Source organism: Massilia atriviolacea, assembly GCF_003953935.1.
In the GTDB taxonomy this organism is placed as follows: Bacteria; Pseudomonadota; Gammaproteobacteria; order Burkholderiales; family Burkholderiaceae_D; genus Telluria_A; species Telluria_A atriviolacea.
On sequence record NZ_RXLQ01000001.1, the window covers coordinates 599,726 to 626,314 of the forward strand.

The 26,589-nt window shown below is 66.3% G+C and carries 21 protein-coding genes; 5 read left to right on the forward strand and 16 right to left on the reverse strand.

Features of this window, described 5'->3' with window-relative positions; all coding sequences use genetic code 11:
* Positions 1 to 114 precede the first annotated feature (114 nt).
* The 3 genes from EJB06_RS02590 to kbl are packed head-to-tail and all read right to left on the reverse strand — an operon-like array spanning position 115 to position 3,757.
* Positions 115 to 1,512, reverse strand: coding sequence for an L-serine ammonia-lyase (locus EJB06_RS02590; RefSeq protein ID WP_126072419.1), 1,398 nt, complete (start codon positions 1,510 to 1,512; stop codon positions 115 to 117).
* 43 nt (positions 1,513 to 1,555) lie between these two features.
* Entirely contained in the window at positions 1,556 to 2,518 is a 963-nt protein-coding gene (locus tag EJB06_RS02595; RefSeq protein WP_126072420.1) for an NAD-dependent epimerase/dehydratase family protein, read from the reverse strand.
* 15 nt (positions 2,519 to 2,533) lie between these two features.
* Positions 2,534 to 3,757: a glycine C-acetyltransferase gene (kbl, locus tag EJB06_RS02600; RefSeq protein WP_126072421.1), complete on the reverse strand. Its 1,224-nt coding sequence runs from the start codon at positions 3,755 to 3,757 to the stop codon at positions 2,534 to 2,536.
* A gap of 214 nt (positions 3,758 to 3,971) precedes the next feature.
* Here kbl and EJB06_RS02605 point away from each other — a divergent pair, with 214 nt between their 5' ends.
* Positions 3,972 to 4,547 carry a helix-turn-helix domain-containing protein gene (locus EJB06_RS02605; RefSeq protein ID WP_126072422.1) on the forward strand — a complete coding sequence of 192 codons (576 nt, stop codon included), beginning with the start codon at positions 3,972 to 3,974 and terminating at the stop codon, positions 4,545 to 4,547.
* A 75-nt stretch (positions 4,548 to 4,622) separates the two neighbouring features.
* Here the strand turns inward: EJB06_RS02605 and EJB06_RS02610 are convergent, their stop codons facing one another.
* The 3 genes from EJB06_RS02610 to EJB06_RS02620 form a co-directional block, all read right to left on the reverse strand.
* Positions 4,623 to 5,720 carry an alpha/beta hydrolase family protein gene (locus tag EJB06_RS02610; protein WP_126072423.1) on the reverse strand — a complete coding sequence of 366 codons (1,098 nt, stop codon included), beginning with the start codon at positions 5,718 to 5,720 and terminating at the stop codon, positions 4,623 to 4,625.
* 162 nt (positions 5,721 to 5,882) lie between these two features.
* Positions 5,883 to 6,965 (reverse strand): DUF5694 domain-containing protein, encoded by a 1,083-nt coding sequence (locus EJB06_RS02615; RefSeq protein ID WP_126072424.1) that lies wholly within the window; start codon positions 6,963 to 6,965, stop codon positions 5,883 to 5,885.
* A 135-nt stretch (positions 6,966 to 7,100) separates the two neighbouring features.
* Positions 7,101 to 7,817, reverse strand: a complete 717-nt coding sequence (locus EJB06_RS02620) for an alkaline phytoceramidase (protein ID WP_126072425.1) — start codon at positions 7,815 to 7,817, stop codon at positions 7,101 to 7,103.
* 233 nt (positions 7,818 to 8,050) lie between these two features.
* Between EJB06_RS02620 and EJB06_RS02625 the strand changes: the two genes are divergently transcribed.
* Positions 8,051 to 8,377, forward strand: a complete 327-nt coding sequence (locus EJB06_RS02625) for a hypothetical protein (RefSeq protein WP_126072426.1) — start codon at positions 8,051 to 8,053, stop codon at positions 8,375 to 8,377.
* 51 nt (positions 8,378 to 8,428) lie between these two features.
* On the opposite strand, the gene EJB06_RS02630 is transcribed toward EJB06_RS02625, so the two are convergent.
* From EJB06_RS02630 to EJB06_RS02665, 8 genes are all read right to left on the reverse strand, one after another.
* Positions 8,429 to 10,603, reverse strand: coding sequence for a prolyl oligopeptidase family serine peptidase (locus tag EJB06_RS02630; protein WP_229426888.1), 2,175 nt, complete (start codon positions 10,601 to 10,603; stop codon positions 8,429 to 8,431).
* A 124-nt stretch (positions 10,604 to 10,727) separates the two neighbouring features.
* Positions 10,728 to 13,139, reverse strand: coding sequence for a putative bifunctional diguanylate cyclase/phosphodiesterase (locus EJB06_RS02635; RefSeq protein ID WP_126072427.1), 2,412 nt, complete (start codon positions 13,137 to 13,139; stop codon positions 10,728 to 10,730).
* A 4-nt stretch (positions 13,140 to 13,143) separates the two neighbouring features.
* Entirely contained in the window at positions 13,144 to 13,770 is a 627-nt protein-coding gene (locus tag EJB06_RS02640) for a methylamine utilization protein (RefSeq protein ID WP_126072428.1), read from the reverse strand.
* 146 nt (positions 13,771 to 13,916) lie between these two features.
* A complete protein-coding gene (locus tag EJB06_RS32955) occupies positions 13,917 to 15,290 on the reverse strand; it encodes a tetratricopeptide repeat protein (protein ID WP_126072429.1) in 1,374 nt (457 codons plus the stop codon).
* Positions 15,291 to 15,523: 233 nt separating this feature from the next.
* Positions 15,524 to 17,557: a TonB-dependent receptor gene (locus tag EJB06_RS02650; RefSeq protein ID WP_126072430.1), complete on the reverse strand. Its 2,034-nt coding sequence runs from the start codon at positions 17,555 to 17,557 to the stop codon at positions 15,524 to 15,526.
* Positions 17,558 to 17,651: 94 nt separating this feature from the next.
* Positions 17,652 to 17,987 (reverse strand): hypothetical protein, encoded by a 336-nt coding sequence (locus tag EJB06_RS02655; RefSeq protein ID WP_126072431.1) that lies wholly within the window; start codon positions 17,985 to 17,987, stop codon positions 17,652 to 17,654.
* A 21-nt stretch (positions 17,988 to 18,008) separates the two neighbouring features.
* Positions 18,009 to 18,662, reverse strand: coding sequence for a 3'-5' exonuclease (locus tag EJB06_RS02660; RefSeq protein ID WP_126072432.1), 654 nt, complete (start codon positions 18,660 to 18,662; stop codon positions 18,009 to 18,011).
* A 9-nt stretch (positions 18,663 to 18,671) separates the two neighbouring features.
* Positions 18,672 to 19,922 (reverse strand): Hsp70 family protein, encoded by a 1,251-nt coding sequence (locus EJB06_RS02665; RefSeq protein ID WP_126072433.1) that lies wholly within the window; start codon positions 19,920 to 19,922, stop codon positions 18,672 to 18,674.
* 193 nt (positions 19,923 to 20,115) lie between these two features.
* Here EJB06_RS02665 and EJB06_RS02670 point away from each other — a divergent pair, with 193 nt between their 5' ends.
* From EJB06_RS02670 to EJB06_RS02680, 3 genes are all read left to right on the forward strand, one after another.
* Positions 20,116 to 21,186 carry a LacI family DNA-binding transcriptional regulator gene (locus tag EJB06_RS02670; protein WP_126072434.1) on the forward strand — a complete coding sequence of 357 codons (1,071 nt, stop codon included), beginning with the start codon at positions 20,116 to 20,118 and terminating at the stop codon, positions 21,184 to 21,186.
* A 133-nt stretch (positions 21,187 to 21,319) separates the two neighbouring features.
* Positions 21,320 to 22,915: a cytochrome c oxidase subunit I gene (gene ctaD, locus EJB06_RS02675; protein ID WP_126072435.1), complete on the forward strand. Its 1,596-nt coding sequence runs from the start codon at positions 21,320 to 21,322 to the stop codon at positions 22,913 to 22,915.
* A gap of 9 nt (positions 22,916 to 22,924) precedes the next feature.
* Positions 22,925 to 23,383, forward strand: a complete 459-nt coding sequence (locus EJB06_RS02680; RefSeq protein ID WP_126072436.1) for a DUF2244 domain-containing protein — start codon at positions 22,925 to 22,927, stop codon at positions 23,381 to 23,383.
* Between the two features lie 49 nt (positions 23,384 to 23,432).
* On the opposite strand, the gene EJB06_RS02685 is transcribed toward EJB06_RS02680, so the two are convergent.
* The gene (locus EJB06_RS02685) at positions 23,433 to 25,505 is read right to left on the reverse strand and encodes a methyl-accepting chemotaxis protein (RefSeq protein WP_126072437.1); all 2,073 of its coding nucleotides are present in this window, start codon (positions 25,503 to 25,505) and stop codon (positions 23,433 to 23,435) included.
* Positions 25,506 to 25,537: 32 nt separating this feature from the next.
* Positions 25,538 to 26,350: a TorF family putative porin gene (locus tag EJB06_RS02690; RefSeq protein ID WP_126072438.1), complete on the reverse strand. Its 813-nt coding sequence runs from the start codon at positions 26,348 to 26,350 to the stop codon at positions 25,538 to 25,540.
* Positions 26,351 to 26,589: the final 239 nt, after the last annotated feature.

Below are 26,589 nucleotides of genomic sequence, written 5' to 3' on the forward strand. Positions count from 1 at the left end.
CAAGGAAGTATGCTGCCGACCTCCCCGGTCAACAGCGCCAGGGCCGCCGGCGAGGCGATCCCGGTCTCCCGGTCGCGGCGGACAACGCCTCGAACGAATCGCCCATGCACCCGCCTAGCAAGCCGCGTGGTTGACCGTCACCACATGAATCGCCAGCCCGCCGAGCGAGGTTTCCTTGTACTTGTCCTGCATGTCGGCGCCGGTCTGGCGCATGGTTTCGATCACATCGTCCAGGCTGACGAAGTGGGTGCCGTCGCCCTTCAGGGCCAGCGAGGCGGCGGTGATCGCCTTGATCGCGCCCATGCCGTTACGCTCGATGCAGGGAATCTGCACCAATCCGCCGATCGGGTCGCAGGTCATGCCGAGGTGGTGCTCGATGCCGATTTCGGCCGCGTTCTCGATCTGTTCGTTGCTGCCGCCGAGCGCCGCCACCAGCCCGGCCGCCGCCATCGCACAGGCCACGCCGACTTCGCCCTGGCAGCCGATCTCCGCGCCCGAGATCGAGGCGTTCTTCTTGCACAGCATGCCGATGGCGGCCGAGGTCAGCATGAAATCGCGCACCCCGCGCACCGGATCGCTGGGACGGCAATCCTCGGCGTAGTAGCGCAGCACCGCCGGGATGATGCCGGCCGCGCCGTTGGTCGGCGCCGTCACCACGCGCCCGCCGGCGGCGTTTTCTTCGTTGACGGCCATCGCGTACAGACTGACCTGGTGCACTGCGTCGTGCGGCAGGTCGTTGGCGCGGTTGTCGCCGTTCTTCGCGTCTTCCGCCTGCTTCCACAGGTTGGCCGCGCGCCGCTTGACGTTCAGGCCGCCGGGCAGCTGGCCGGCGGTCACCAGGCCATGCGCGATACAGTCGCGCATCACGTGCCAGATGCGGTCGATGCCGGCATCGAGCTCGGCGCCATCCATGCGCGCGCATTCGTTCGCGCGCAGCATCTGCGGGATCGACAGGCCGCTCGCGCGCCCGTGCGCCAGCAACTGGTCCATGGTATCGAAGCTGTAGGGAATCGGCGCCGTGCTTGCGCCATTGCTCTGGCGCGCCTGCGCTTCGCCGGCGGCGTGAATGAAACCGCCGCCGACCGAGTAGAAAATCCGTTCGATGATGCTGCCGTCATCGAGCTTGAGGGTGAAACGCATGCCGTTCGGGTGCTCGGGCAACGACGAGCTCTTGTGCCATATGAGGCCGGTGCGCGCCGAAAACGGCACTGCGTGGGTCCCCAGCAGCTTGATGACGCCATCGAGTTCGACTTCGGCCAGCATGTCGTCGACCCGCTCCGGATCGACACCCTGCGGCGTCTCGCCCATCAGGCCGAGGATGACCGCCTTGTCGGTGGCGTGGCCCACGCCGGTCAGCGCCAGCGAGCCATACAGCGCCGCTTCGATGCCCACCGCACGGTCGAGCGGACCGCATTCGACCAGGAAGCGCCGCGCCGCCACCATCGGCCCCACCGTGTGGGAACTCGACGGCCCGATGCCGATCTTGAATAGGTCGAATACGCTCATGTCCATCAGGTGCCTCTTATAGGTTTTTTATAGGTGTGGGTAATACGAATCAGGCAGCCTTGGTGAGGCTGACGTCGATATTGGCCAGCATGTCGGCCACCAGCTGATCGAGCCCGATCTGCGCCTTCCAGCCCCAGTCGGCCGTGGCGGTGCTGTCGTCCAGGCTTTGCGGCCAGCTGGCGGCAATCGCCTGGCGGCTGTCCGGCTTGTAGCCGATCTCGAAGGCCGGCACGGCGCGCCGGATCGCCGCCGCCAGCTCGGACGGATTGAACGACAGGCCGGCCACATTATAGGCCGAACGCACGCCGATCCGGCTGGAAGGCGCATCCATCAATTCGATGGTGGCGCGGATCGCATCGGGCATGTAGATCATCGGCAGCGTGGTCTCGGGGCCGAGGAAGCACTCGTAGCGTTCGCCGCGCAGGGCCGCGTGGAAGATCGCGATCGCGTAGTCGGTGGTGCCGCCGCCCGGAGGCGACTTGTAGCTGATGATGCCCGGATAGCGGATGCTGCGCACGTCCACCCCGTACTTGGTGAAGTAGTACTCGCACAGGCGCTCGCCGGCCAGTTTGCTGATGCCGTAGATGGTGGTCGGGTCCATCACCGTGTACTGCGGCGTGCCTTGCGGCGGCGTGTTCGGGCCGAAGGCGGCGATCGACGACGGCCAGAACACGCGCAATGGTTTGCCCGCTTCGCCGCGTGCGCGCGCCACTTCGAGGATGTTCAGCAGGCCGTCCATGTTCAGGGTCCAGGCCTTGAGCGGGGCCTGTTCGCCGGTGGCCGAGAGCAGCGCCGCCAGCTGGTACACCTGGGTGATGCCTTCGTCGGCGATCAGGGCCGCGAGGCGGGCCTGATCGAGCACGTCGAGCTGGGTGTAGCGTGCCGCCTTGTAGACGTTGGCCGCGCCGATGTCCGAGGCGATGACGTTGCCGGCGCCATGCTGCTGCGCCAGCGCGCCGACCAGTTCACTGCCGATCTGGCCGTTCGCGCCGATGATGAGAATGCGTTCCATGTGCTTGCTTCCGTATTATTGATGTTCTTCGTTCTTGAGAATGCCCAGCTCGCGCCCGGCCTGTTCGAATGCCGCAAGGACCGTGTCGAGCTGTTCGCGGGTGTGCGCGGCCGACAGCTGCACCCTGACCCGCGCCTGCCCCATCGGCACCACCGGGTAGAAGAAGCCGCTCAGCAGCACGCCCAGTTCGTACATGCGGGCCGCGAAGCGCTGCGCCACGGGCGCCTCGAACAGCATCACCGGCACCACCGGGTGCGTGCCCGGCTTGATGGTAAAGCCGATGCGCTCGATCTCCTTGCGGAAGTAGGCGGTATTCTCGTGCAGGCGGTCGCGCAGTTCGGTCGACTTGGAGAGGCGCTCGAGCACCGACAGCGAGGCGCCGGCAATCGATGGCGCCAGCGTGTTAGAGAACAAATACGGACGCGATTTCTGGCGCAAGGTGTCGATCACTTCCTTGCGCGCGGCGGTAAACCCGCCCATCGCGCCGCCCAGGGCCTTGCCCAGGGTGCCGGTGATGATGTCGATGCGGCCCATGACGTTATGGTGTTCGTGCGTGCCGCGCCCGGTCTTGCCCATGAAGCCAGACGCGTGGCATTCGTCGATCATGACCAGCGCGCCGTACTTGTCGGCCAGGTCGCAGATCTTGTCGAGCTGGGCGATGGTGCCGTCCATCGAGAACACGCCGTCGGTGACGATGACCTTGTGGCGCTTGCCGGCGGCGACGGCGGCCTGCAGCTGCACTTCGAGGTCGGCCATGTCGTTGTGCTGGTAGCGATAGCGGCCGGCCTTGCACAGGCGGATGCCGTCGATGATCGAGGCGTGATTGAGCGCGTCCGAAATGATGGCGTCGTTCTCGTCGAACAGCGGCTCGAACACGCCGCCGTTGGCGTCGAAGGCGGCCGCGTACAGGATCGTGTCCTCGGTCCCGAGGAAGGCCGAAATCGCCTTTTCGAGTTCCTTGTGCACGGTCTGGGTGCCGCAGATGAAGCGCACCGACGACAGGCCGTAGCCGTATTTTTCGGTGGCGTCGATCGAGGCCTGCTGCGTTTGCAGGTCGCCCGACAGGCCGAGGTAATTGTTGGCGCACATATTAATCAGGGTGCGGCCGTCGTCGGCCACCACTTCGGCGCCCTGGCGCGAGGCCAGCACGCGCTCCGGCTTGTACAGGCCCTGCTCGCGCAGCGTATCCAGGTTCTGCTGCAGGCCGCTGAAAAACGCACTCTTCGCTTGCTCGCTCATCATTCTTCCTCGTCATGTGGTTGCCGGCTTGACCGACGGTTAAACTATGCTGTAACGTGTTCCGGACCGTACGAATTCAGCCGCATCGCACAATTCCGTTATGTCGAACACAAATTCAATATAATGGATACTACCCAAGCCGAGTGAACTTGGCAAGCCTCGGTTTGCTTATATGTATGGAAATTTTTTGTATGACCCCATTGCCGAAAACCCGATGAAACCACCTGTCTCCACCAATTCCCCACCTGAAGTAGGTGCCACACTGCAACGTTTGCGACTGGCGCGCGGCCTGACGCTGGAAGACCTGTCCCGCATCGCGGGCGTGTCGAAATCCATGTTATCGCAAATCGAAAGGGAGAAGGCGAACCCCACGATCGCGATCACCTGGCGCCTGGCCAACGCCCTGGGGGTGGCGATCGGCGAGCTGTTGTCGGGCGACCCGCGCCCGGTCGAGACCATCCGCGTGGTCGACGCCCACGAAACGCCGACCCTGCCCGGCGCCCATGCCGGCTACGTGCTGCGCATCCTGGGGCCGATGGATCTTGCTGGAAAGTACGAGTGGTATGAACTGACCCTGGCGCCGGGCGGCGAACTGGCCTCGCAGGCGCACGATCCGGGCACCAGCGAGCACATGACCGTGCTGCACGGCAGCATGGAGCTGGAAGTGGGCAGCGACCGGAAGAAAATCAAGCTGGGCGGCACGGCGCGCTACCCGGCCGACCAGAACCACGTGATCCGGAATGCCGGCAAGACCGAAGCGAAGGCCTTGCTGGTGGTGGTGCACCGCTAGCGCACCGGTGACGCTTTGCCTGTTTCGGCGCGTCGGTCGCCGATTCCGGCGCACGGATGCACACGCTGCGACAGCTCAGGGTGCCGATATCAAGGGGCCGGGCACCGGGGCGGAGGATGCATAGTCGGGAAGCAGGCTCGGATCGTTCTCGATCGGCATCGAGGCGGCCAGCTTGATGTGAGTCGAGAGCAATGCCATGCTGTGCAAGGCGAATGCATGGCCGGTCACGCCAGGGAAGATGACACGATAATCGCGCCGCGATTCGCGCGGAGAATTGAATGTGGTCGACACCTTCCGTACGAACGACAAGGCCTCGCCATCGATGTAGACCCGCGAAATGTCGGGGTCGGCGGTCCTCACCAGTTCCCGATGGTGAAGGTAGAACCATCCGGTCGCGGGGCTGGAGTCGAATGCGATCGTCTTGCGGACATCGCAGGCGAGGCTGGCGTAAGCCAGGTGCTGGGCCAATCCGCCGCCCAGCGAATGGCCCACCAGGTCGATCGGGGCTTGTACGCCGTCCAGCTTGCCGGAAGCTTGCGCGCACACGCTCGAGGACGCCACCTTGGGCAATACCCGCGCCAGCGCATTGATGAGGCGCGCCCCCTCCTCTTTCGCTTCGGTGAACTGGCGATTGCCGCCAACGCCGAAGTCGACATTGCTGAAGTTGGCAACCCAATCGCTGGTCCATTGATACCTGGTGTTTTCGGTGCCGCGGAAGGCGATCGCCGCCTGCGCCGGCCGGCCGGCGGCGTCGAGCAGGACGTAGGTCTCGTAGTTCAGTCCCTTGCCGCTTCGGCAAGGGCGCAGCGGAGATCCGGCGGGCTCGCCACGCTCCAGGCCGAATTTGTCGATCATTGCCCGGTCGAGCCGCACCCAATCCCTGGGCAGCCCGAGCGAGAGCACCGAGCCGGTCGGGGCCGAGACATAATCGCAGCCTTCCGCGATGCGCCGCTTTGCGTCGCGGTAGAACTCCCGGCGGTAGACGGTGTCCGCCATCTCTGCGTAGGGAACCCAGTCCCTGGTCAGGTCCAGGACTTCCAGGCTGGACAAGGCGCGTTCGTATTTGCCGTCGCCCGTGCGCGCCGACTCAAAAATCGTCGGCGACGTTTCGCCGACTGTGGCGCATCCGGCGGACAACAACGTCATGGCGACGGGTATCAGGTGCTTGAACATGCTTATTTTTCCACCAAGGTGACTACACACAATATAGTCCGCCGCATGGCGACGGCGCCGGTCCGCCGTGTTGGCGTTTCATCATCAAACGTTATCATATTGCCGATGCCATTCATGCATTTTTTCGCGGTGATTTGCTGTTCCACCACGGTCGGACAGGCATCAGCGCAGCACCCGGCCGGTCGCGACGATGCGCACGTCGTGCATCTGGTCGAGGTAGGCTTCCAGATAGGCCTTGTGCGACGCGCCGACCAGCACCAGCACGCGCATGCCGGGGCGTGCGCCCATCACGTCGCGGATGTTGGAGGCCATGCGCAGGTTGCGCGTTTCCCAGTAAGCGACGTAGCCGCGCCCGAAACGCTGCGGCGAAGCTTCTTCCAGCGCCGCCCCGAAGTCGCTGCGGAAGGTTTCCTCGGCGGCCTCGGCGGCGTTATAGGCACGGTACATGGCCAGCACGTCGGACGGCGTGTCGAGCCGGCTTTCGAGCGCCTTCGAGCGCCGCGTGCGCGCCGCCGTGTACGGATTGTCCCAGGCCTTCATGATGGCGGCGCCGGCCGCCGCCGGATCGGCGTCCGGCGCATCGGCCGTATGGTCGTCCATCGCATGCACCTGTTCGTGCCCGAGGCGCGCCGCCAGCACGGCAGCGATGCGGTAGCTCTCATCGGGCCGCTGCATGAGGCCATTTAACATCGTCACCAGCTCGTCGCGCAGGCCGTCGCCGGCGCGCCGTTCGTCGATCGGCAGGCGCAGCCATTGCACCAGGGCCGACGCCCGTTCCCCGGCGGCCAGCATCAGTGCGGCCAGCTTGCGCCGTTCGGCGGCCGATGGCGCCGCCGGCCAGGCTGCCAGCAGGCGCTCGACCTGCGCAGTCGCCTCCGGCACATCCAGGCCGGTGGCCGCCCTGGCCGCCGCCGGATTCCAGCAATAGGACTGGATGGTGTCGGCATACCGCTGCGGATAGCTGCGCATATAGGCGCACTGCAATCCGGACAGCGCTTCGATGGCGACCGCCTGCGGCCGCCATTCGGCCAGGCGCTCGGTCAGCAAACCAAGCGTTGCGGGATCGAAGGACTTGGGAAGCTGCGACAGGTGCGGCGTACCGAGCACCATCAGCTCGTTGGGCTGGCCGCGTTGCAGCTTATGCGCGCCCGGCGAAAACGGCGGCGCTTCGGCGGCTGAGGCGGTGACGTGGCAGGCGGCGGCAACAAACAGGCTGACAAGCTGGCTGACAAGCTGGCGGTGCATATGGCTCCTTGAGGGAATAGGTGAAGGTCGGGTCCCTGGAGCTTATGCGGGCGGCGGCAACGGCGCTCTCCCCTTGCGACGTACGGCCGGATCGCTTGCATGAAATGCACGTTTCGGGGATGGCCGGACGCCCTTTCAGCGCCTTGCGGCGATCATGCGGGCCAGCACCAGGGCCGCCAGGGTGGCGAACACGTGCTTGAGCGTGTGACCGCTGACGACTTCGATGGCGCCGAGGATGGCGCCGTCGGCCAGTTCGCACAGCTTGGCCAGCACGTACAGGCCGATGGCGATGCCGAAGGCGCGCCGCCGGGCCGGGGCGGCGCCGCTCTGCCATTGCAGCGCCGGGATCAGCACCAGCGGGGCCAGCTGGATCAGCAGGTAGGGGCCGAGGTTGCCGGTAGCCGCCCACCAGAACACGCTGGCGGCCCCCAGGGCGCACAGCGCCGCCAGGGTCGGCAGCGCCGCGAAGCGGGCCGGAAACGCGTCCTCCAGCGCGGCCGCCAGCAGCGCCACGCAGGCCAGCGCGATCGGCAGCCGGTCCCACAGCAGGCGCGCGTCGTCCGGGGCCAGGTGGTACCAGGACGAGCCGAAGGCGGTCATCAGGATCGCGACGAAGAACATGGCGTGGGCTGGGCGACTTGGACGCACATGCAGCAGGCCGTACAGCCCGATGAGCAGGAAACCGAGGTTGGACAGCACGTCGGCCGCATTCGCCAGTCCCGACAGCGCGCGGCCGTCGGCAAAGGCGTGGTAGCCGTCCGGCTGCGGGATCGGACCGCCCAGCAGCATGGCGGCGGTCAGGATCGCGCCCAGGTACAGGGCGATGTTGGGGCGGGCGTGGGTGAGCTGCATGACGGTCCTTTGCACGGGAAAGGATGTCACTGTGCCGCGTCAGGCGCGGGCGGGGGAAATGCCGGCGGGCAGTACCGTGGGATGGGACGTCCGGTGGCGGATATCGATACCTTGCCCGCATTGAGCGCGGATAAGAAGCGCGTCGAGCGGCCTTGTTTTTTGTTCACCCCGCTTTTCGTCGATCCCAAATACTGGAGCTCTGCCCACCCGGGGCCAACGCAAGGAGAGTCATCATGAACGTCATGCTGTATATCAGTCCCGCCGAGAACCAGCCTGGGAACTACCTGGTGGTCGTCAATGGCGATGGATTCTACAATTCGGTCAACAAGGCGGTGGGAGGGTCGATTCGCGGCGACGACGAGTGGTTCGACGACCGCCTGTTCAGCATTGGCGGCCCCGGCACCGACCGGGTCGGGGTGGACGGCAGCTTCTCGCTGTCGGCCATCGTGTCCGGCGACCAGCTGAACGAAGACTGGGGCCAGGATGAGGTGTATGCCCAGGTCCGGGTGGAGGGACTGAGCGGCACATTCAGGAGCAACACCATCCGGCGCGACTTCTGATGCGTCGTCGTCCCTGCGCCCATTGCTGCCGGGCGCAGGGACGACAGGGTTTTACTGCGCAGCCACCTTGGCCGGCTCGTTCATGCGCAAGGCGCGGCTCAGGAAGCCCCAGCGATCCGCCACTTCCTCGATCTGCTTGGTGGTCGGCTTGCCGGCGCCATGGCCCGCCTTGACATCGATGCGGATCAGGATCGGCGCGCTGCCCGCCTGCGCCGCCTGGGCGGCCGCCGCGAACTTGAAGCTGTGCGCCGGCACCACGCGGTCGTCATGGTCGGCCGTGGTGATCATGGTGGCCGGATAGCACGAGCCCGACTTCAGGTTGTGCAGCGGCGAGTACTTCACCAGCGCCTTGAACTCGTCGGCGTTCTCCGACGAGCCGTAATCCGAGATCCAGGCCCAGCCGATCGTGAATTTATGGAAGCGCAGCATGTCGAGCACGCCCACCTGCGGGATGGCCGCGCCGAACAGTTCCGGACGCTGGGTCATCGCCGCGCCGACCAGCAGGCCGCCGTTGCTGCCGCCGCCGATCGCCAGTTTCGCCGGCGAGGTCACCTTGTTCGCCACCAGCCACTCGGCCGCGCCGATGAAGTCGTCGAACACGTTCTGCTTTTGCAGCTTGGTGCCGGCCGCGTGCCAGGCTTCGCCGTATTCGCCGCCGCCGCGCAGGTTGGCCACCACGTAGACGCCGCCCATTTCCATCCACGCCAGGTTGGCCGGCGAGAAGCCCGGGGTCAGCGAGACGTTAAAGCCGCCGTAGCCGTACAGGTAGGTCGGATTGCTGCCGTCGAGCTTGAGGCCCTTCTTCGAGACGATGAACATCGGCACCTTGGTGCCGTCGCGGCTGGTGTAGAACTGCTGGCGCGTTTCGTAGTTGTTCGGGTCGAAGTCGACGGTCGGCTTGCGGAACACCGTGCTCGCGCCGGTTTTCATGTCCAGGCGGTAGATGGTGGTCGGGTTGGTGAAGCCGGTGAACGAATAGAAGGTCTCGCTGTCGCCCGGCTTGCCGTTGAAGCCCGAGGCCGAACCGATGCCCGGCAGCGCGATCTCGCGTACCAGCTTGCCCTTGCGGTCGACGACCTTGACCATGCTGCGCGCGTCGGCCAGGTACTGGACGATGAACTGCTTGTTGACCAGCGACGCGCCGACCAGGGTCTGCGCCGTCTCGGGCACGATTTCTTTCCAGTTCTTCTCGGCCGGCTTGCGCGTGTCGATGGCGACCAGGCGCGAACGGGTGGCGTTCTTGTCGGTGCTGAAGTAGAACACCGGACCGTCGTTGTCGATGAAGTTATAGGACGCCTCGAACTGGTCGATCAGCGGCACCACCTTGGAACCCTGTTTGCTCAGGTCCTTGTAGAAGATGCGGTACTTCGGCGCGGTGCCCTTGGTGGCGGTGATGATCAGGTATTTGCCGTCGTTGCTGACTTCACCGCCGAAGCCCCATTCCTTCTCGTCCGGACGGTCGTAGACCAGCGTGTCTTCGCTCTGCGGCGTGCCGACCTTGTGGTAGTACAGCTTCTGGAAGTAGTTGATGCCGGCCAGCTTGGCCGCTTCTTCCGGCGCGTCGTAGCGGCTGTAGAAGAAGCCCTTGCCATCCTTGGTCCAGGAAGCGCCCGAGAACTTGACCCATTTCAGGTGGTCGTCCAGGTCCTTGCCGGTCTCGATGTCACGCACTTTCCACTCGTTCCAGTCGGAGCCGGAGGCGGCGGTGCCGTAGGCGAGGTATTTACCGTCCGGGCTGACGGCGGTGCCGGCCAGCGCCACGGTGCCGTCGGCGGCCAGGGTGTTCGGGTCGAGCAGCAGGCGCGGCTCGTCGCTCAGCGACTTCATGGTGTAGAGCACCGACTGGTTCTGCAAGCCGTTGTTGCGGCTGTAGAAGTAGCGGCCGCTCTCGCGGTAAGGCACGCTGTAGCGCTCGTAGTTCCAGAGCTTGGTCAGGCGCTCCTTGATGGCGCTGCGCTCGCCGATCTGGCCGAGGTAGGACTGGGTCACCTTGTTCTGGGCATCGACCCATTCCTTGGTCTCGGCGCTGTTGGCGTCTTCGAGCCAGCGGTAAGGGTCGGCGATGCTGGTGCCGTGATAGACGTCCTGCTGCTCGACTTTTTTCGTGACCGGATAGGTCGTTGGCGCGCCGCCGGGCGGGCAGGTCTGGGTCTGGACCTGGGCCAGGGCTTGCCCGCCGAACGCGGCGAGCAGGCTGGCGACGATGACTGCATGTCTCATTTGCATGGTTCTGTCTCTTGGTGATATGGGCAACTTTGCCGGGAAAGATCATAACGCGAAATCCGGCCGGTGGCGATGCCTGGCGGGGAAAAGCGGGCGCCGATTCCTTCAGGCGAACCCTGCAGAACGATCAGATCGACCCCACCGGCTCCGTGTACGGCAACACCGACCTGGCCGGCGGGGTCCACCCCGCGATCCAGCCGACCAGCTTGTCGGCGGGAATCGGCCGGCTCATGAAGTAGCCCTGGCCCTGGTCGCAGCCCAGTGCGGCCAGCAGGCGCCATACCGCTTCGCTTTCGATCCCTTCGGCCACCACGCGCAAGCCCATGTTGTGCCCCAGGTCGATGGTCGAACGCACGATCTTGGTGTCGCCGATATCGTTTTCCATGTTCAGCACGAAGGACTTGTCGATCTTCAGTTCGTCGACCGGCAGCCGCTTGAGGTAGGCCAGCGACGAATAGCCGGTGCCGAAGTCGTCGATCGACAGGTCGACGCCCATCGCATGCAGGCGCTCCAGCGTCTGCTGGGCGCGCACCGGGTCGTCCATGATCGCGCTTTCGGTGATCTCCAGGCAGAACGAGGCCGGCGCCAGGCCGTGGCGCGTGAGGATCTCCCCGAACTTGGCCGGCAGGTCCTGGTCGAGCAAATCGCGGGTCGACAGGTTGACCGAGATTTTCAGGTCGATGCCGTGCCGCTGCAGTTCGCTGCACAGCGCGGCCGACTGGTCCAGCACCCAGCGCGTGAGCACGCGGATAAACCCGGTCTGCTCGGCGAAGGGGATGAATTCGTCCGGGAACACGTTGCCGCGCTCGGGATGGACCCAGCGCACCAGCGCTTCGGCGCCCACCACCGCGCCCGTGTCGAGCCGGATCTTGGGCTGCACGTGCAGGCGGAATTCGCTGCGCTCGATGGCGTTGCGCAGCTCCGTCAGCAGGCCCAGGCTCTTGGCGCTCGACTTGTCCATCGCCGCGTCGTAGGCCACGGCGCCGTCGTTGCGCTGCTTGGCCGCGTACATCGCCACTTCGGCCATCGACAGCAGCGACTCGGCGTCGGCGCCGTTGATCGGATAGGCCGCCATGCCAAGGCCGGCGCCGATGTCGACGGTCTGGTCGTCCAGCGAGAGCGGCGCTTCGAGCGCGCGCAGGATGCTCGCCGCCACCTTGTGCGCATGGTCGCTCGACGAGGCTGGCAACAGCACGATGAACTCGTCGCCGCCCAGGCGCGCCAGCTGCGCCTGCGGCTCGGTGTCGGCCAGCAGCGCGCGCAGGCGCTCGGCCACTTTTTGCAGCAGGGCGTCGCCGAAGGCGTGTCCCATGACGTCGTTGACATGCTTGAAGCGGTCCAGGTCCATCATCAGCACGAATACCACCTGCTCGCGCTGGCGCGCTTCGGCCAGGGCATCGCCCAGCAGGCGCACGAACTGGGCGCGGTTGGGCAGGTCGGTCAGCGAATCCCAGTACGCCAGGCGGCCGATTTCCTGTTCGCGCTTGGCGATCCCGTCGCGCATGCCGGCAAAGGCCTTGGCCAGCGCCCCGATTTCATCCTTGCGTTCGACGTCGATCAGGCCGTCGTAATCGCCGCGCTCCATGCGCCGGGCGGTGCCGGCCAGATGGCGCAGCGGCTGCGCGATGCGCATCGCGGTCAGTACCGCCACCGCGCAGGCGACCAGGGTGGCGCCCACGGTGAGGATCAGCAGGGTGCGCTGCAGGGACTTGTATTCGGCGGTGGCGTCGTCGATCGAGCGCGCCAGCAGCACGTCGGCGTGGCGGCCCCCATCGAGGCCGAGCGGCAGCAGGCGCGCGCTGTAGCGGATGCCGCCCACATCGAGGTCGAACGGGCGCGCCTGGTTTTCGGGCAGCCCCTCGAGCGCGCGCCCGATGCCGGCCATGGCGGCCGGCGGCAGGGTCGATTCGAAGGGCGCGTACGGGCCGTCCTGCTGGCGCGTGAAAATCGCCACGTCCAGCTGCGACAGTTCGCGCATGTCGAGCACCAGCTGGCGGTCGAGCGCAAAACCCATCACCACCCAGGCGATGGTGATCGGGGCCTTGACCGGCATCACCACCACCTGCACCGGGCGCTGGTCGACGATGGCGACGGCGCCGGCGCCGTCGTGGCGCTCGGCCTGGTCGAGCAAGGCGAGCACCAGCTTTTCGAGCGAGCCGTTCCTGACGATCCCGGTTTCCACGATGACCCGCCGCTCGCCGTCGATCAGCATGGTCATGTCGGCGCGCGCGCGCCGTCCGCTGTTGGCCAGCGCCGAGGCGACGGTGGCGCGGTCGTCCTCGTCGCCGTTGCCGATGGCCTGCACGAAGGCGGTGTCGCGCGCCAGCACCTGGGCCGAAAAGCGCTGCTTCTGGGCGTTCTGCTCCATCAGCTTGCGGAAGACTTTTTCGCCATTGACCAGCTCGGTGGCGATGGCGGCGCGCGCGTTGACATTGATGCCATGCTCGATCACCGCCAGGCCGATCGCCTGCACCGCCACGATCAGCACCAGGAACAGGCTGACGATGCGCCCTTCGAGGGTGTTGAAGCGCAACTTCATGCGGTCAAGGCGCACCGGCGTCCGCGGCCGGCGGCTTGAGCGCGAGCTTGACGCCGGCGGCGGTCGCGCCGTCGGCCTTGACCGCCACGCTCTGTTCGGCGGCGGCGCCGGCCATATTGAAATGCCAGCTCGACAAGGTGTATTTACCGGCCGCCGGCAACTCGATGCGGGCCGCGCCGGCGGCGTCGGTCCTGGCGAAGAACGGCGTGTCGACCACCCTGATGTAGGCCACCATGCCATCGTGGATATTGCAGCCGAGCACAACTGTGCCAGCCTTGTCGAACACCTGTGGCGCGGCCGCTACGCCGGAGTACAGCTTCTGGTCGAATTTCTTGGCCGGCGAAAAGGAATAGATGTGGTGCTTGACCCGGTCGAAGTTCGGGAAGGAGATCTTGCTGCCGGTCTGGATCACGCTCACCAGCGGCAGGAACTTGAGGCCGCGCTGTTCGATCTCGGCCGCCTTCATGGTCTGGGGGACCGGCGCGTTACCTTCCGGCACGGCGCTGACGACCACGTCGGCCAGCGGCTTGCCGCTGCTGTCAGTGACCTGCACCGCGATGGCGGCGGCGCCGGCGGCGCTGCTGGCCAGCGCGAGCGCGGCCAGGGTGATCGGGCGAAGCAGAGCGTTCATGGGCGCGGTTCCAGGGTGGACGAAAGCTGACCTATTGTAGCGTCTTGAAGAAAGTTCCGAACAGAACTTTCAACCGCGCGGGGCCTCGGGAAACAAAAGCGGACGGCGGGCGCCGCCGGGGTTAATAAAATGCATAGATGCTGCGTTCAGGCGCGTTTGGCGGCCCGGGCATGGGCCAGGCGCCACTGCTGCGACTGGTCCACGGCCGCGCCGATCTGCGCCGGGGTCAGGCGGCGCGCGACGATGCCCATGTTGGCGCTGGCCGTCTCGTCGCCGGCCTCGGCCGCCAGCAGCATCCACATATAGGAACGCACGGGATCGCGCGCCACGCCGCGCCCGCTGTTGTACATGCCGCCCAGGTTGTACTGGGCCAGCGCATGGCCCTGCCCGGCCGCCTGGGCGTACCAGTAGACCGCCATCGCATCGTCCTGCGGCACGCCATGGCCGTTGGCGTACATCACGCCCAGGTTGTTCTGGGCGCTGGCGTCGCCCTGCTCGGCGGCGCTGCGGTACCAGTGCGCGGCCAGGCCGTCGTCGCGCGGCACGCCCTGCCCGCTGGCGTAGATCACGCCGAGGTTGAACTGGGCAATGGCGGCGCCCTGCTCGGCGGCGCGCCTGTACCATGCGAGGGCGCGGGCTTCGTCGCGCGCGGTGCCGCGTCCGTTCGCGTACATGCTGCCCAGGTTGTACTGGGCCAGCACGTGGCGCTGCTCGGCCGCGCGCGCGTACCACTGCAGCGCGCGCGCCTCGTCGCGCTCGACGCCCTGGCCGTTGGCCAGCATCACGCCCAGGTGGAACTGGGCATCCTGGTCGCCCTGTTCGGCGGCGCGCTGCAGCCAGGCGAGCGCGCGCAAGGGGTCGGCGCGCACCCCGAGGCCGTCCGCGTAGGCCACCCCCAGCTGGCGCTGGGCCATCACGTTGCCCTGCGCGGCGGCTTGGCGGAACCAGCACAGCGCCTGTTCGTCGTCGGCCTGCACGCCCTGCCCGCGCTTGAACATCAGTCCCAGGTTCAGCTGGGCGGCGGCGTCGCACTGCATCGCCGCCTTGCGGAACCAGGCCATGGCCTGCGCATAATCGACAACCGTGCCCTGCCCCGACAGATAGCATTCGGCCAGCAGGGTCTGGGCGCTGCACACGCCCTGTTCGGCGGCGCGCCGGAACCAGGCCAGCGCCTGCTCGTGGCACTGCGGTACGCCGCAGCCCTTGCGGAACATCAATCCCAGGTTTTGCTGGGCCGAGGGATCGCCCTGCTCGGCGGCCTTGCGGAACCAGGCGGCGGCCTCGGCATCGTTGCGGGCCACGCCGCGCCCGTGGTAATACATCGAACCCAGGTGGTTCTGGGCGAACGCCAGTCCGTGGTGCGCGGCCTGGCGCAACCAGCCGACCGCCTGTTCGAATTCGCCATCCTTCTTGTACATCAGCCCCAGGTTGAACTGGGCGTAGGGATCGCCGCGCAGCGCAGCCTGGCGGAACCACATATAGGTTTGATAGTTCTCGCGAATAGTATTCTGGCGGTCCATGCTTCATCCTTCGGCGCCAAGGCCGTTGAAACTACAGAAATATTGGGCGGCAACAGGCAACAAGCGACCTGAGAAGTATTGCTAAAATTTTAATAAGAACAAGAGAGCCGGAGTTTGACTGGGCACAAGCGTCATAGCAGGTTGTCACGTTAGGAGGCCATGAAAAAACCCCGCCGGGATCGCTCGCGGCGGGGTTTGGTTTCAGCCTGAAACAAATATGTGCTTGCGCTTGCTTAAAACCTGGTGCGAACGCCAAACTGGAAATGTCGGCCAGGCAGTGGCGAAACGTCCTTGAGTACCGAAGTGGACAGGCGGATATCGTCGTTCAAGAGATTGCGGGCGATCATGAACCAGGTCAGGTCGAGCGAGCCCATGCGCTGGGTGTACGCCAGATTCGCGTTCAGCTGGGTGTAGCCCGGGGTCGCGCGCTGTTCGAAACTGGCGAGGCGGTCCTGGCTTTGGGCGCGCACCACCGACATGCCGGCGCGCAGTGCGCCGCTGCGGTAGCCGGCGTCGGCGCCGATGCGGGTGGCCGGCTGCAGCGGCAGGTTGCCGCCGCGCTCGAGCTTGCCGCGCGAGGTGTCGGCGAAGCCGCGCAGGGACAGGCCCTCGCCGTGCTGGTTGTAGCTCACTTCCGCTTCGGCGCCGCGGATGCTGGCGTCGGCCTGCTCGTAGACGCGCTGCAGCAGTTCCTCACCTGGATTGCCTTCTTCGTCGACCAGGGCGCCGTTGATATTTCCGTAGATGAAGTCCTTGACCTTGTTCTGGAACACGTTCGCTTTCCAGCGCACCAGGCCGCTGACCTTTTGCAGCGACAGCTCGATGTTGCGCGAGGTTTCCTTTTTAAAGTCGGCGTTGCCGATGTCGAAGGTCTGGGTGGCGTCGTGCGGGCCGCCCGAATACAGTTCCTCGGTGGCCGGGGCGCGCTGCGCCACCGAGACCGTCGCGCCGGCGCTGTAGCCGGGCACGAAGCCCCACTGCGCGCCGGCCGAGTAGGAACCGAGGTCGAACTTGCGCTCGACGTTGCCGACCGGCCGCCGCTTGACCGACTCCAGGCGCGCGCCGGCGTTCACGCGCACCGGGCCGACGTCGCGTTCCTCGACCACGAACAGGGCGTTCGAGGTCGAGTGCGTGACCGGCACCGTGTCCGGCCCGCCTTCGCCGCTCAGGGCGCTGAAGTGGGCATTCTCGGTCTGCACGCCAAAGGTGCCGTGCCAGCCGGCCAGCGGCGCATGGGTCAGTTCGGCGCGGGTTTCCAGGGCGCGATTGGCGAACACCACTTCCGGCTTGTTTTCGTCGTCCAGTTCGGCGTGCTCGTAATCGGTGTAGCCGAGCTTGAACTTGATGGATTCGACGCCGCCGAAGGGCTTATTCAGCAGGGTGTCGAGATCGTAGCGGGTCTGCGACTGGTCGATCTGCGAGCCTTCCAGGGTCGGGATGCCGTAGCGGTTGTTCAGCGTGGAGACCGACACGCCGGCGTGGCCCCAGTCGCCGATCAGCGAGGCGCCGGCGCCCAGCGTGTCCTGGCGCGTAAACGATTGCGGCAGGCGGCCCGAGGCCGATGCCGGGTCGCCCGGCACGCGGTTGTCGGGAATCTTGTAGTCGTCGGCGCGGCGCAGATTGCCGTCGATGTGCAGGCCGATATTGCCGACCGCGCCATCGAGCGACCCGGAGGCGCTGCGGCCGCGGTCGACCGTGCCGTAGCGCGCTTCCAGCTGGCCGGCCGGCTTGTCTTCGAGCGCGGTCGGGATGCGTTCGTTGACCACGTTGACCAGGCCGCCGATGGCGCCCGAGCCGTACAGCAAGGCGGCCGGACCGCGCAGGATTTCGATCTGGCGCGCCACGGCGCCGTCGGCCGAGACCGCGTGGTCGTTGGACAGGCCCGACACATCGGACACGGCCATGCCGTTTTCCAGCATCTTGACGCGCGAGCCTTCCAGCCCGCGAATGATGGGCCGCGAAGCGCCGGCGCCGAAGCCCGAGGCCGACACCCCGAGTTCGTTCGACAGCGTTTCGCCCAGCGAGCCGCCGAGCTTGTCGCGCAATTCATCGCCCGACAGGATCTTGGCGGGGGTGAGGATCTGGTCGCCTTCGGACTTGCCGAACGGGTTGGCGGTAACGATCACCTTGGGCACGGCGGTAGGCACGGCAGTAGGCACGGCGGTAGGCACGGCAGTAGGCACGGCGGCCACTTGGGCGTTGGCGTAGTTCAGGGTGGACAGGGCGGACAGGATCGCGCTGGCAAGCAGCGTACGTTGGACATTCATGCGAAAACCTCAGGCAGACAAAAGTGACAGACAGGCGCGCACCGGCCGCGAACGGCGAGGCGAAGCGCAAAAAAAACAGGGGTAAAACTGGCTGTCAGGCCTGTGGTGGAGCGCGCGGTTCGAACGCGCGCAGGGAGCGCGCGCGGGCTTCCTGGGGAGTGATGGAGGCAAGCAGCGCCGCGCCGGGATCGGTGTAGGCAAAGCCGTGCGCATGGCTGGGCAAGGGCCCGGCCAGCTGGGCAAAAGCGAGGCACTGGTCGCAGCTCTGGTCCTGGGCTACCGCGCGCGAGAGCGCGCTGCCGTCCTGGTGCGCGCTGATGCCAGCTTGCTGCGCAACGCTCCAGTGCGACATCACGTGCGAGGTCGCCATCTGCTGCGACATCAGCAGCAGAAGCGACAACAGGATGCGAACGAAGGACTGGCGGGTCATGGTGCCAATATTGTAAAGCGATCAGGCGCTTTGTGGCGGATTTTCTGCCAAACGCGCCGCGTCCGCCATCTGGCGCAGCCAGGCCGGCACCTTGGCCGCGCTCAGCTTGTTCATCGAGACCAGCAACTGCGGCGCCAGCGCGCCGAAACCGTAGGTGTCGCCCAGGTGGCGCGCGATGTGGATCAGGAGGTCGGCCGCCACTTCGGCATCGGCCTCGGCGCGGTGGGCGGCGCTGCGGAAGCGAATCCCCAGCTGGCCCGACAGCAGGCCCAGCTTGTAGCTCGACAAGCCCGGAAACACGCGGCGCGACAGCTTGAGCGAACACACCAGCCCCTGGTGCGCCGGGACCATGCCCAGGCGCCCGGCCTCGGCGTGCAGGAATTTTTCGTCGAAGCTGGCGTTGTGGGCCGACAAGGCATCGCTGCCGATGAACGCCAGCAGCTGCGGCAGCACGCGTTCGACCGGCGGCGCGCCGTCGACCATCGCCTGCGAAATGCCGGTCAGCGCGGAAATGAAGGGCGGAATAGTCGCGCCGCAATTGACCAGCGAGACGAAGCGCTCCGTCACGCGGCCGTCGACGATGCGCAGCGCCGCCACTTCGGTGATGCGGTCGCCGTAGGCCGGCGACAAACCCGTGGTCTCGAAATCGAGCATGACGATCGGTTTCTCGAACACGGCGCCCTCCTAGCCGAACTTGCGCACGGCGTCGAGCGCGAGCCCGGCGCCGATGCTGCCGAACAGGTCGCCTTCGACCTTGCGCGCATTCGGCACCAGCGCGCCGATGCGCTCGCGCAGCATGCGCACCCCGCTCGAGCCGCCCGTGAAGAACACGGTGTCGACCGCGTCCGGCGCCACGCCGGCGTCCGTCAGCAGCTTCAGCACGGTCTGGTCGATGCTGCCGACCAGGTGGCCGATGGCTTCGTCGAACCCGCTGCGCTGCAGCAGCAGCTCGACCGGCGGCGACAGGCGCTCCAGCGCCAGCGTGTAGCTGGCCGCGTCCGACAGGGCGATCTTGCCTTCTTCGACCTGCATCGCCAGCCAGTGGCCGGAGCGGTCTTCGATCAGGCGCTGCAGGCGGCCCAGCTTGTCCGGCTCGCGGGCGTCGCGCGCCACGTCGGCCAGTTGCGCCGCCGCTTTCTTGGTATAGGCCAGGTTGATGGTGTGCCAGGTCGCCAGGTTGAAGAAATAGCTCGATGGAATCGCACTATTATTGTTCAACAGGGTCTGGTAACCGAGCAGCGGCATCACCGACGACAGGCTCAGGTATTTATCGAAGTCGGTGCCGCCGATGTGCACCCCGCCGGTGGCCAGGATGTCGTCGCGCCGCTCGGCCTTGAGCGCCCGTTCGGGCGACAGGCGCACCAGCGAAAAGTCCGAGGTGCCGCCGCCGATGTCGGCGATCAGCACCAGCTCCTCGCGCCGGATCTGCGACTCGTAGTCGAAGGCGGCCGCGATCGGCTCGTACTGGAAGGCCACGTGCTGGAAGCCGACCGAGCGCGCCACCTCGGCCAGGGTATCCTCGGCCAGGCGGTCGGCATCCTTGCTGTCGTCGATGAAGAACACCGGACGGCCGAACACGGCCGAGGTGAAGCTGCGCCCCGCTTCGCGTTCCGCGCGCCGCTTGACCTCGCCGATGAAGTGCGACAGCAGCATGCGGAACGGCAATGCGCGTCCGCCGACCTCGGTCTGGCCGTCGATCAGGCTGGTGCCGAGCAAGCTCTTGAGCGAGCGCATCAGGCGCCCTTCGTAGCCGGCAAGATAGCCCGCCAGGGCCGCGCGGCCATAGCTGACCTCCTCGTCCTCGGCATTGAAAAACACCACCGAGGGCAAGGTTGCCTTGCCATCCTCGAGGGCGAGCAGGGACGACTGGCCGGGGCGGACCCAGCCTACTGTTGAGTTTGACGTTCCGAAATCGACGCCGCAAGCATTCGCCATGGTACCCTTTAGATTAAGGGGCGGTATTATACCAGACTGTGCCGCCAGCGCACAAACGCCGTGCAATGTCGCCGCGGCGCAACTGAAAAGCGGCGCCGCGCGCATCGCCATTGTTCTCATCAGTAAAGTATTGCCACATGGAAAGGTTGTGGTACACTGGGCAATCCGGTAAGGATTGTTACCCAGAAGAACAATGACCCATACGCCAACGTCCAGTCCCAGCATCGCCGACCTCAAGCAGCTGATCCACAGCGAAGCGCGCCGCGTCACGTCCTACGACGTGGCCAGCGCGGCCGGGGTCTCGCAATCGGCCGTGTCGCGCTGCTTCAAGCCGGGCGCCAGCGTCTCGAAAGCGACCTTCGCGCGCGTGATGCAAGCCGCCGCCGAACTCGACTACACGCCGAACGCCGCCGCGCGCAGCCTGATCACGCGCCGCTCCAACCTGATCGCAGTGGTGCTGTCGGACATCGTCACCCTGCACTATCCCCAGATTCTCTCCGAGCTGAGCCGGCAATTCGGCCAGCAGGGCATGCGCGTGCTGCTGTTTTCGCTGGCGCGCGAAGGCGATATCGGCGCCACCCTGGCCGATATCTGGCAGCACCAGGTCGACGGCGCGGTGCTGGCCGCCACCCTCAGCCACGAGCAGGCCGCCGAGTTCGAACGGCGCCGGATTCCCTTCGTGCTGTTCAACCGCACCCTGCGCGACGGCACCGTCAACGCGGTCGTGTGCGACCAGGTGGAAGGAGCCCGGCTGCTGGTGTCGCGCCTGGCCGCCGCCGGCCACCAGCGCTTCGCCATGATCGACGGCCCGCCCGATTCGGCCATCGCCCAGGACCGCAAGCGCGGCGTGGCCGGACGCCTGGCCGAACTGGGCCTGGCCGCGCCGCTGGTGGTGGCCGGCGACTACGACTATGCCAGCGGCGGGCGCGGCCTGCGCGACATCATCGCCGGCCTGGGCGGCTTGCCGGACGCGATCATGTGCGGCAACGACATCATGGCCATCGGCTGCCTCGACACCGCGCGCCACGAGCTGGGGCTGGACGTGCCGCGCCAGTTGTCGGTGACCGGTTTCGACGGCATGGCGCCGGCCGGCTGGCTCAGCTACAAGCTGACCACCCTGCGCCAGCCGGTACAGACCATGACCCTGGCCGCCAGCGCCATGCTCACCGGGCTGATCTGTTCCAGCCCCGCCTGCCCCGAGCGGCGCGTGTTCTCGGCCGCCGTGGTCGAAGGCGCCACCGCCCGCCTCGGCCCGGCCGCTTGAGGCTGCCGGGCGGCGCGCAAAGTTCCTGCCATCTCGCCGGCGCTTGAGCGGCGCCAACGCGCGCGTGGGAGCCAATCGTGCACCGGGCGCTCGCCGCTATAGTCATCCGTGAGATCGACGCACGGAGAGCCCGATGAGCGTGAACATCCTTCCCGGCCAGGACGCGCCGGCGCACGAGCTGGCGCATCCCCATCCGCGCGGCTGGCGGCGCTGGCTGTATGCGACCAACCACAAGGATATCGGCACCCTCTACCTATGGTTTTCGCTGGCCATGTTCATGGCCGGCGGCGTGCTGGCCCTGCTGATCCGGCTCGAACTGTTCCAGCCGGGACTGCAATTCTTCCATCCCGAGGTCTACAACCAGTTCGTCACCGTGCACGGACTGGTGATGGTGTTCGGCGCCATCATGCCGGCCTTCGTCGGCTTTGCCAACTGGATGATTCCGCTCCAGATCGGCGCTGCCGACATGGCGTTCGCGCGCATGAACAATTTGTCGTTCTGGCTGCTGCCGCCGGCCGCCCTGCTGCTGCTGGCCGCCTTTTTCAGCGCCGGCGGCGCCACCGCGTCGGGCTGGACCCTGTATCCGCCGCTGTCGCTGCAGATGGGGCCGGGCATGGACCTGGCCATCTTCGCCATCCACCTGATGGGCGCCTCGTCGATCATGGGCGCGATCAACATCATCACCACCATCCTCAACCTGCGCGCGCCCGGCATGCGCCTGATGAAGATGCCGATCTTTTGCTGGACCTGGCTGATCACGGCCTACCTGCTGATCGCCGTCATGCCGGTGCTGGCCGCCGCCGTCACCATGCTGCTCACCGACCGCCACTTCGGCACCAGCTTCTTCAATGCGGCCGGCGGCGGCGACCCGGTCCTGTACCAGCACCTGTTCTGGTTCTTCGGCCATCCGGAGGTGTACATCATGATCCTGCCCGGCTTCGGCATCATATCGCAGGTGATTCCCGCCTTCTCGCGCAAGAGCCTGTTCGGCTACGCCTCGATGGTGTATGCCACCGCCGCCATCGCGATCCTGTCCTTCATCGTCTGGGCGCACCATATGTTCACCACCGGCATGCCGGTCACGGCCCAGCTGTTTTTCATGTATGCCACCATGCTGGTGGCGGTGCCGACCGGAGTCAAGGTGTTCAACTGGATCGCCACCATGTGGCGCGGCTCGCTGACGCTGGAGACGCCGATGCTGTTCGCGATCGGCTTCATCTGGGTGTTTACCATCGGCGGACTGTCGGGCGTGCTGCTGGCGGTGGTGCCGATCGATGTCCAGGTGCACGACACCTATTACGTGGTGGCGCATTTTCACTATGTGCTGGTGGCCGGATCGCTGTTCTGCCTGTTCGCCGGCTTTTACTATTGGGTGCCGAAGTGGACCGGGCACCTGTATGACGAATGGCGCGCCAAGTGTCATTTCTGGAATTCGCTGGTCTGGGTCAACGTGACCTTTTTCCCCATGCACTTCCTGGGGCTGGCGGGCATGCCGCGCCGCTATGCCGACTATGCGGCGCAGTTCACCGACTTTCACATGCTCACCTCGGTCGGCGCCCTGCTGTTCGGGCTGACCCAGGCATACTGGCTGTTCGCCATCGTGCTGCCCACCGTGCGCGGCGGCGACAAAGCGCCGGCCAAGCCCTGGGACGGGGCCGAAGGCCTGGAATGGACCGTGCCCAGCCCCGCCCCCTTCCACACCTTCGACATTGCGCCGCAGGTCAAATAGCACAGCGACATGGCAAACCCGGAACCGGAATGGCTGTTGAAAAAGAACTGTTCGCTGTCGCCGCGCCAGGTGGGCGTGGCCTACGGCGCGCTGTGCGGCGCCCTGGCCGTCATCGGCCTGGCCTTTGCGCTGCGCGGCGCGTGGTTCGTGTTCGGCTTCGTGGCGCTCGACATCGCCGTGCTGGTGGCGGCATTGCTGTGCTACGCGCGCCACGCGGGCGACCGCGAGCTGGTCGCGTTCAGCGAGGGCGGCCTGATCGTGGAACGGGTCGAGGCGGGCAGGCTGGAGCGCATCCGGCTGGATGCATGCTGGACCCGCATCGTCATGCCCGACCGCAGGCGCAGCCTGATCGCGCTCGAATCGCGTGGCGTGACGGTGCGGATCGGCGGATTCGTGGGGGAAGAAATACGGCGGCAAGTCGCGCTGGAGCTGCGCAGGGAATTGCGCAGCCGCGCCCTGCTCCGCTGACCGACACGGCGCGCGGCGCGCGGCGCGACAGCGCCGGCGCCGCGGCCGGTCAGAACTCGTCCCACTCCTCGGTGGCGTGGCTGGCCGGCTTGGCCGGCTTGGCCAGGGCGGCTCGGGCGCCGGGCCTGGCCATCGTCGACGACGGCGTCGAGCGCGCCACCACCTGATGCGCCGCGCTGTGGGTGCGGTCGTCCAGCTTGAACACATTGACCGCCTTGGCCAGTTGCGACGCCTGGAACTGCAAGCTCTCGGCCGCGGCGGCGGCTTCTTCGACCAGGGCCGCATTCTGCTGGGTCACGCCATCCATCTCGGCGATCGCCTGGTTGACCTGCGAAATACCCTGGCTCTGCTCGCCCGTGGCGACGGTGATCTCGGCGATGATGGCGTTGACCCGGCTCACGCTGGCCACCACCTGTTCCATCGTGCTGCCGGCCTCGTCGACCTGGCGGCTGCCGATCGCCACCTTGCCAACCGAATCGTCGATCAGGGCCTTGATTTCCTTGGCCGCCGCCGCGCTGCGCTGGGCCAGGTTGCGCACTTCCGACGCCACCACCGCGAAACCGCGTCCCTGCTCCCCCGCGCGCGCCGCTTCCACCGCCGCGTTCAAGGCCAGGATATTCGTCTGGAAGGCGATGCCGTCGATCACGCTGATGATGTCGACGATCTTGTTGGACGATTCGTTAATCGAGGTCATGGTGGCGATCACCTGCGACACCGCCGCCCCGCTCTTGCGCGCCACGTCCGAGGCCGAGGCCGCCAGCTGGTTGGCCTGTTTGGCGTTCTCGGCATTGTCGCGCACGGTCGCGGTCAGCTCTTCGATCGAGGCCGCCGTTTCTTCCAGCGAACTGGCCTGCTGTTCGGTGCGCGCCGACAGGTCGTTATTGCCGTGCGCAATTTCGGCGCTGGACTGGGCCACGTTGTCGGCGCTCTCGTGCACCTGCACCAGCACCGCGTGAATCTTGGAGACGAAGGCATTGAAGCCCTCGCCGATCACCGCCAGCTCATCCTTGCCGCGCACATCGAGCCGCACCCGCAGGTCGGCCTCGCCCGAAGACAGATTGGTCATGGTCGCGCCCAGGGTGCGCAGCGGACGGGTCAGGCGCGACACCACCAGCACCAGCACACCGCCCGTGGCCACGGCGCACACCAGCGCCACGATCAGGGTGTAGAGCAACAGTTCGCGCGCCGGGGCGGTGGCCACCGCCTTGGGGAAGCTCAGTTCCACGCTCCACGGCGCGATGTCGGCATGGATCGAGAGCGGCTGCAGCAGACGGATATTGCCGCGCCCATCGTCGAACTCGTACGGCTGGCCTTGCTTGATGCGTTCCAGCGCGGCCGCCGGCAGATCGTCGGCCGGCTTGCCCAGCCGCGCGGCGACGGGGTGGCTGGCATACAGGCCGCCGTTCGAAATGAGCGACAGCTTGCCGCCCTCGATCACCTTCAGGCCGGCCAGGATGGCGGTCAGGCGCGGCAGCATGAAGTCGGCGCTGGCCGTGCCCTTGAACTTGCCGTCGACCATGATCGGCGACACGAGCGAAGCCATCAGCACATCCTTGCCCGCCACCGGATACACATAGGGTTCGGTGAAGTAGACCTTGCCGCTGCGCTTGGGAATGTCGTACCAGTCGTTGGCGCCGGCCGCCGTGCCGAACACGATCGGTTCGATATGCACCTCGTTCTTGGCGTCGCGCGTGAAGTACGGCATGTAGCGGCCGGTGGCGTCGTAGTGCGGCTTCTTGTCGGCGAACTCCGCATCCTTGCCGTCGAGTTCGTTCGGCTCGAAGGTCACCGCCGCCCCGATCAGGTCTTCCGTGCCGAGCAGGGTGGCCTTGGTCATCTCGCCGATCTGCTCGCGCTGCAAGGGCTGGGCGATGGCCTTGGTCGCGCGCATCGACGCGCCCAGGGAGATCACACTGGCCAGGTTGGTCGACAGCCGGCTCTGCAAGGCGCCGACCACCTCGCGCGACGAGGTACGCGCGAGGTCCATGGCCGCCGCTTCGGCGCTGGCGCTGCTTTTCACGCCGATCACGACCGCCGTGACGGCCAGGCTGGCCACCACCAGTGCGGTGGCGGCGATGCAAATCTTGCTGTTGAGTGAAAGACCCGATCCGAATGCTGGCATGGTTTTTTTATCCTCTCCGGTGTAATCGAACGTCAAAATGTTTTAGTCAGTGCAAGGACAAAGGTGCCGACAGCCGGATTCGAGACCGCGATCGCGCCCGACGAATCGGGAATGCCGAGCGTGTACGCATCGTAGGCATTGGTGGCGCCGCGCGCCTTGGTCCAGGCGCCCGACATGGCCCAGCCGCCCTCGAAGGCCTTGCTCACGCCTACTTTGACGTCGCGCCAGTTCCAGATATCGTTGCCGGCGCCGTCGACCCGGCCGTCTCCCGCGTGCAGGTTGAGGGTATAGCCCGAACCGAGGTCGACATTGGCGCCGATGTCCAGGTAGCCTGTCCCGCGCGCGTTGGTAATGCCGAAGAATTCCTTGGTATAGGTGCTGTTGTACTTGGCATAGAAAAACTTGTAGGTCATGCCCAGCGACAGCTCGCCGTAGTCGTAGGTGGTGGCGCTGGCCTTGTACTCGGCGCCCGGGTACTTGTAGTAATAGACCAGCGCGCTGTAGCCGATCGGGCCTGCGCTGCCGGTATAGCCGCCGTAGAGGTCGACTTCGAGCGTGCCATTCTCGATGAAGCGGTTGCTGACGGTCGACATCCAGACCCCGGCCGAGAAGCCGCTCGGATGCCCGATGTCGAAGCCGCCCTGCAGCGCCGGCTTGCCCCAGGTCTGGCGGAAACCGCGCGAAATGTATTGGGAGGCCAGGGTGACGTTGGCCGTCATGGTCGTCGCCGGCGCGGCCGCCGGCGCCGGCGCATCGGCCGCGCCGGTCTGGGCCGATGCCTGGGAAGCGCACACCAGCATGGTGGAAAGGGAAAGCGCGAGTCGGTGCTTGACGATAGATGGCATCTTGAGTTTTCCGTAAGGTTACTGGACGCGCAAGGACAGGCGCACCAGGTACATCTTGAGCGAAGAGTCAGACGAGGATCAGGTCAAACGTGCGGCATTGTCCGCCGGCGAGGTTGGGGCCGGCAGCGGCGCCCGGTGTTGCGGGAGCTCGAAACAAATGGGCCTGTGCAATGCACAGGGCCATGCAGCAAGGATAGGCGCGAGCGCGCGCCAATGTCAAACGTGTTGCACCAGGAAAA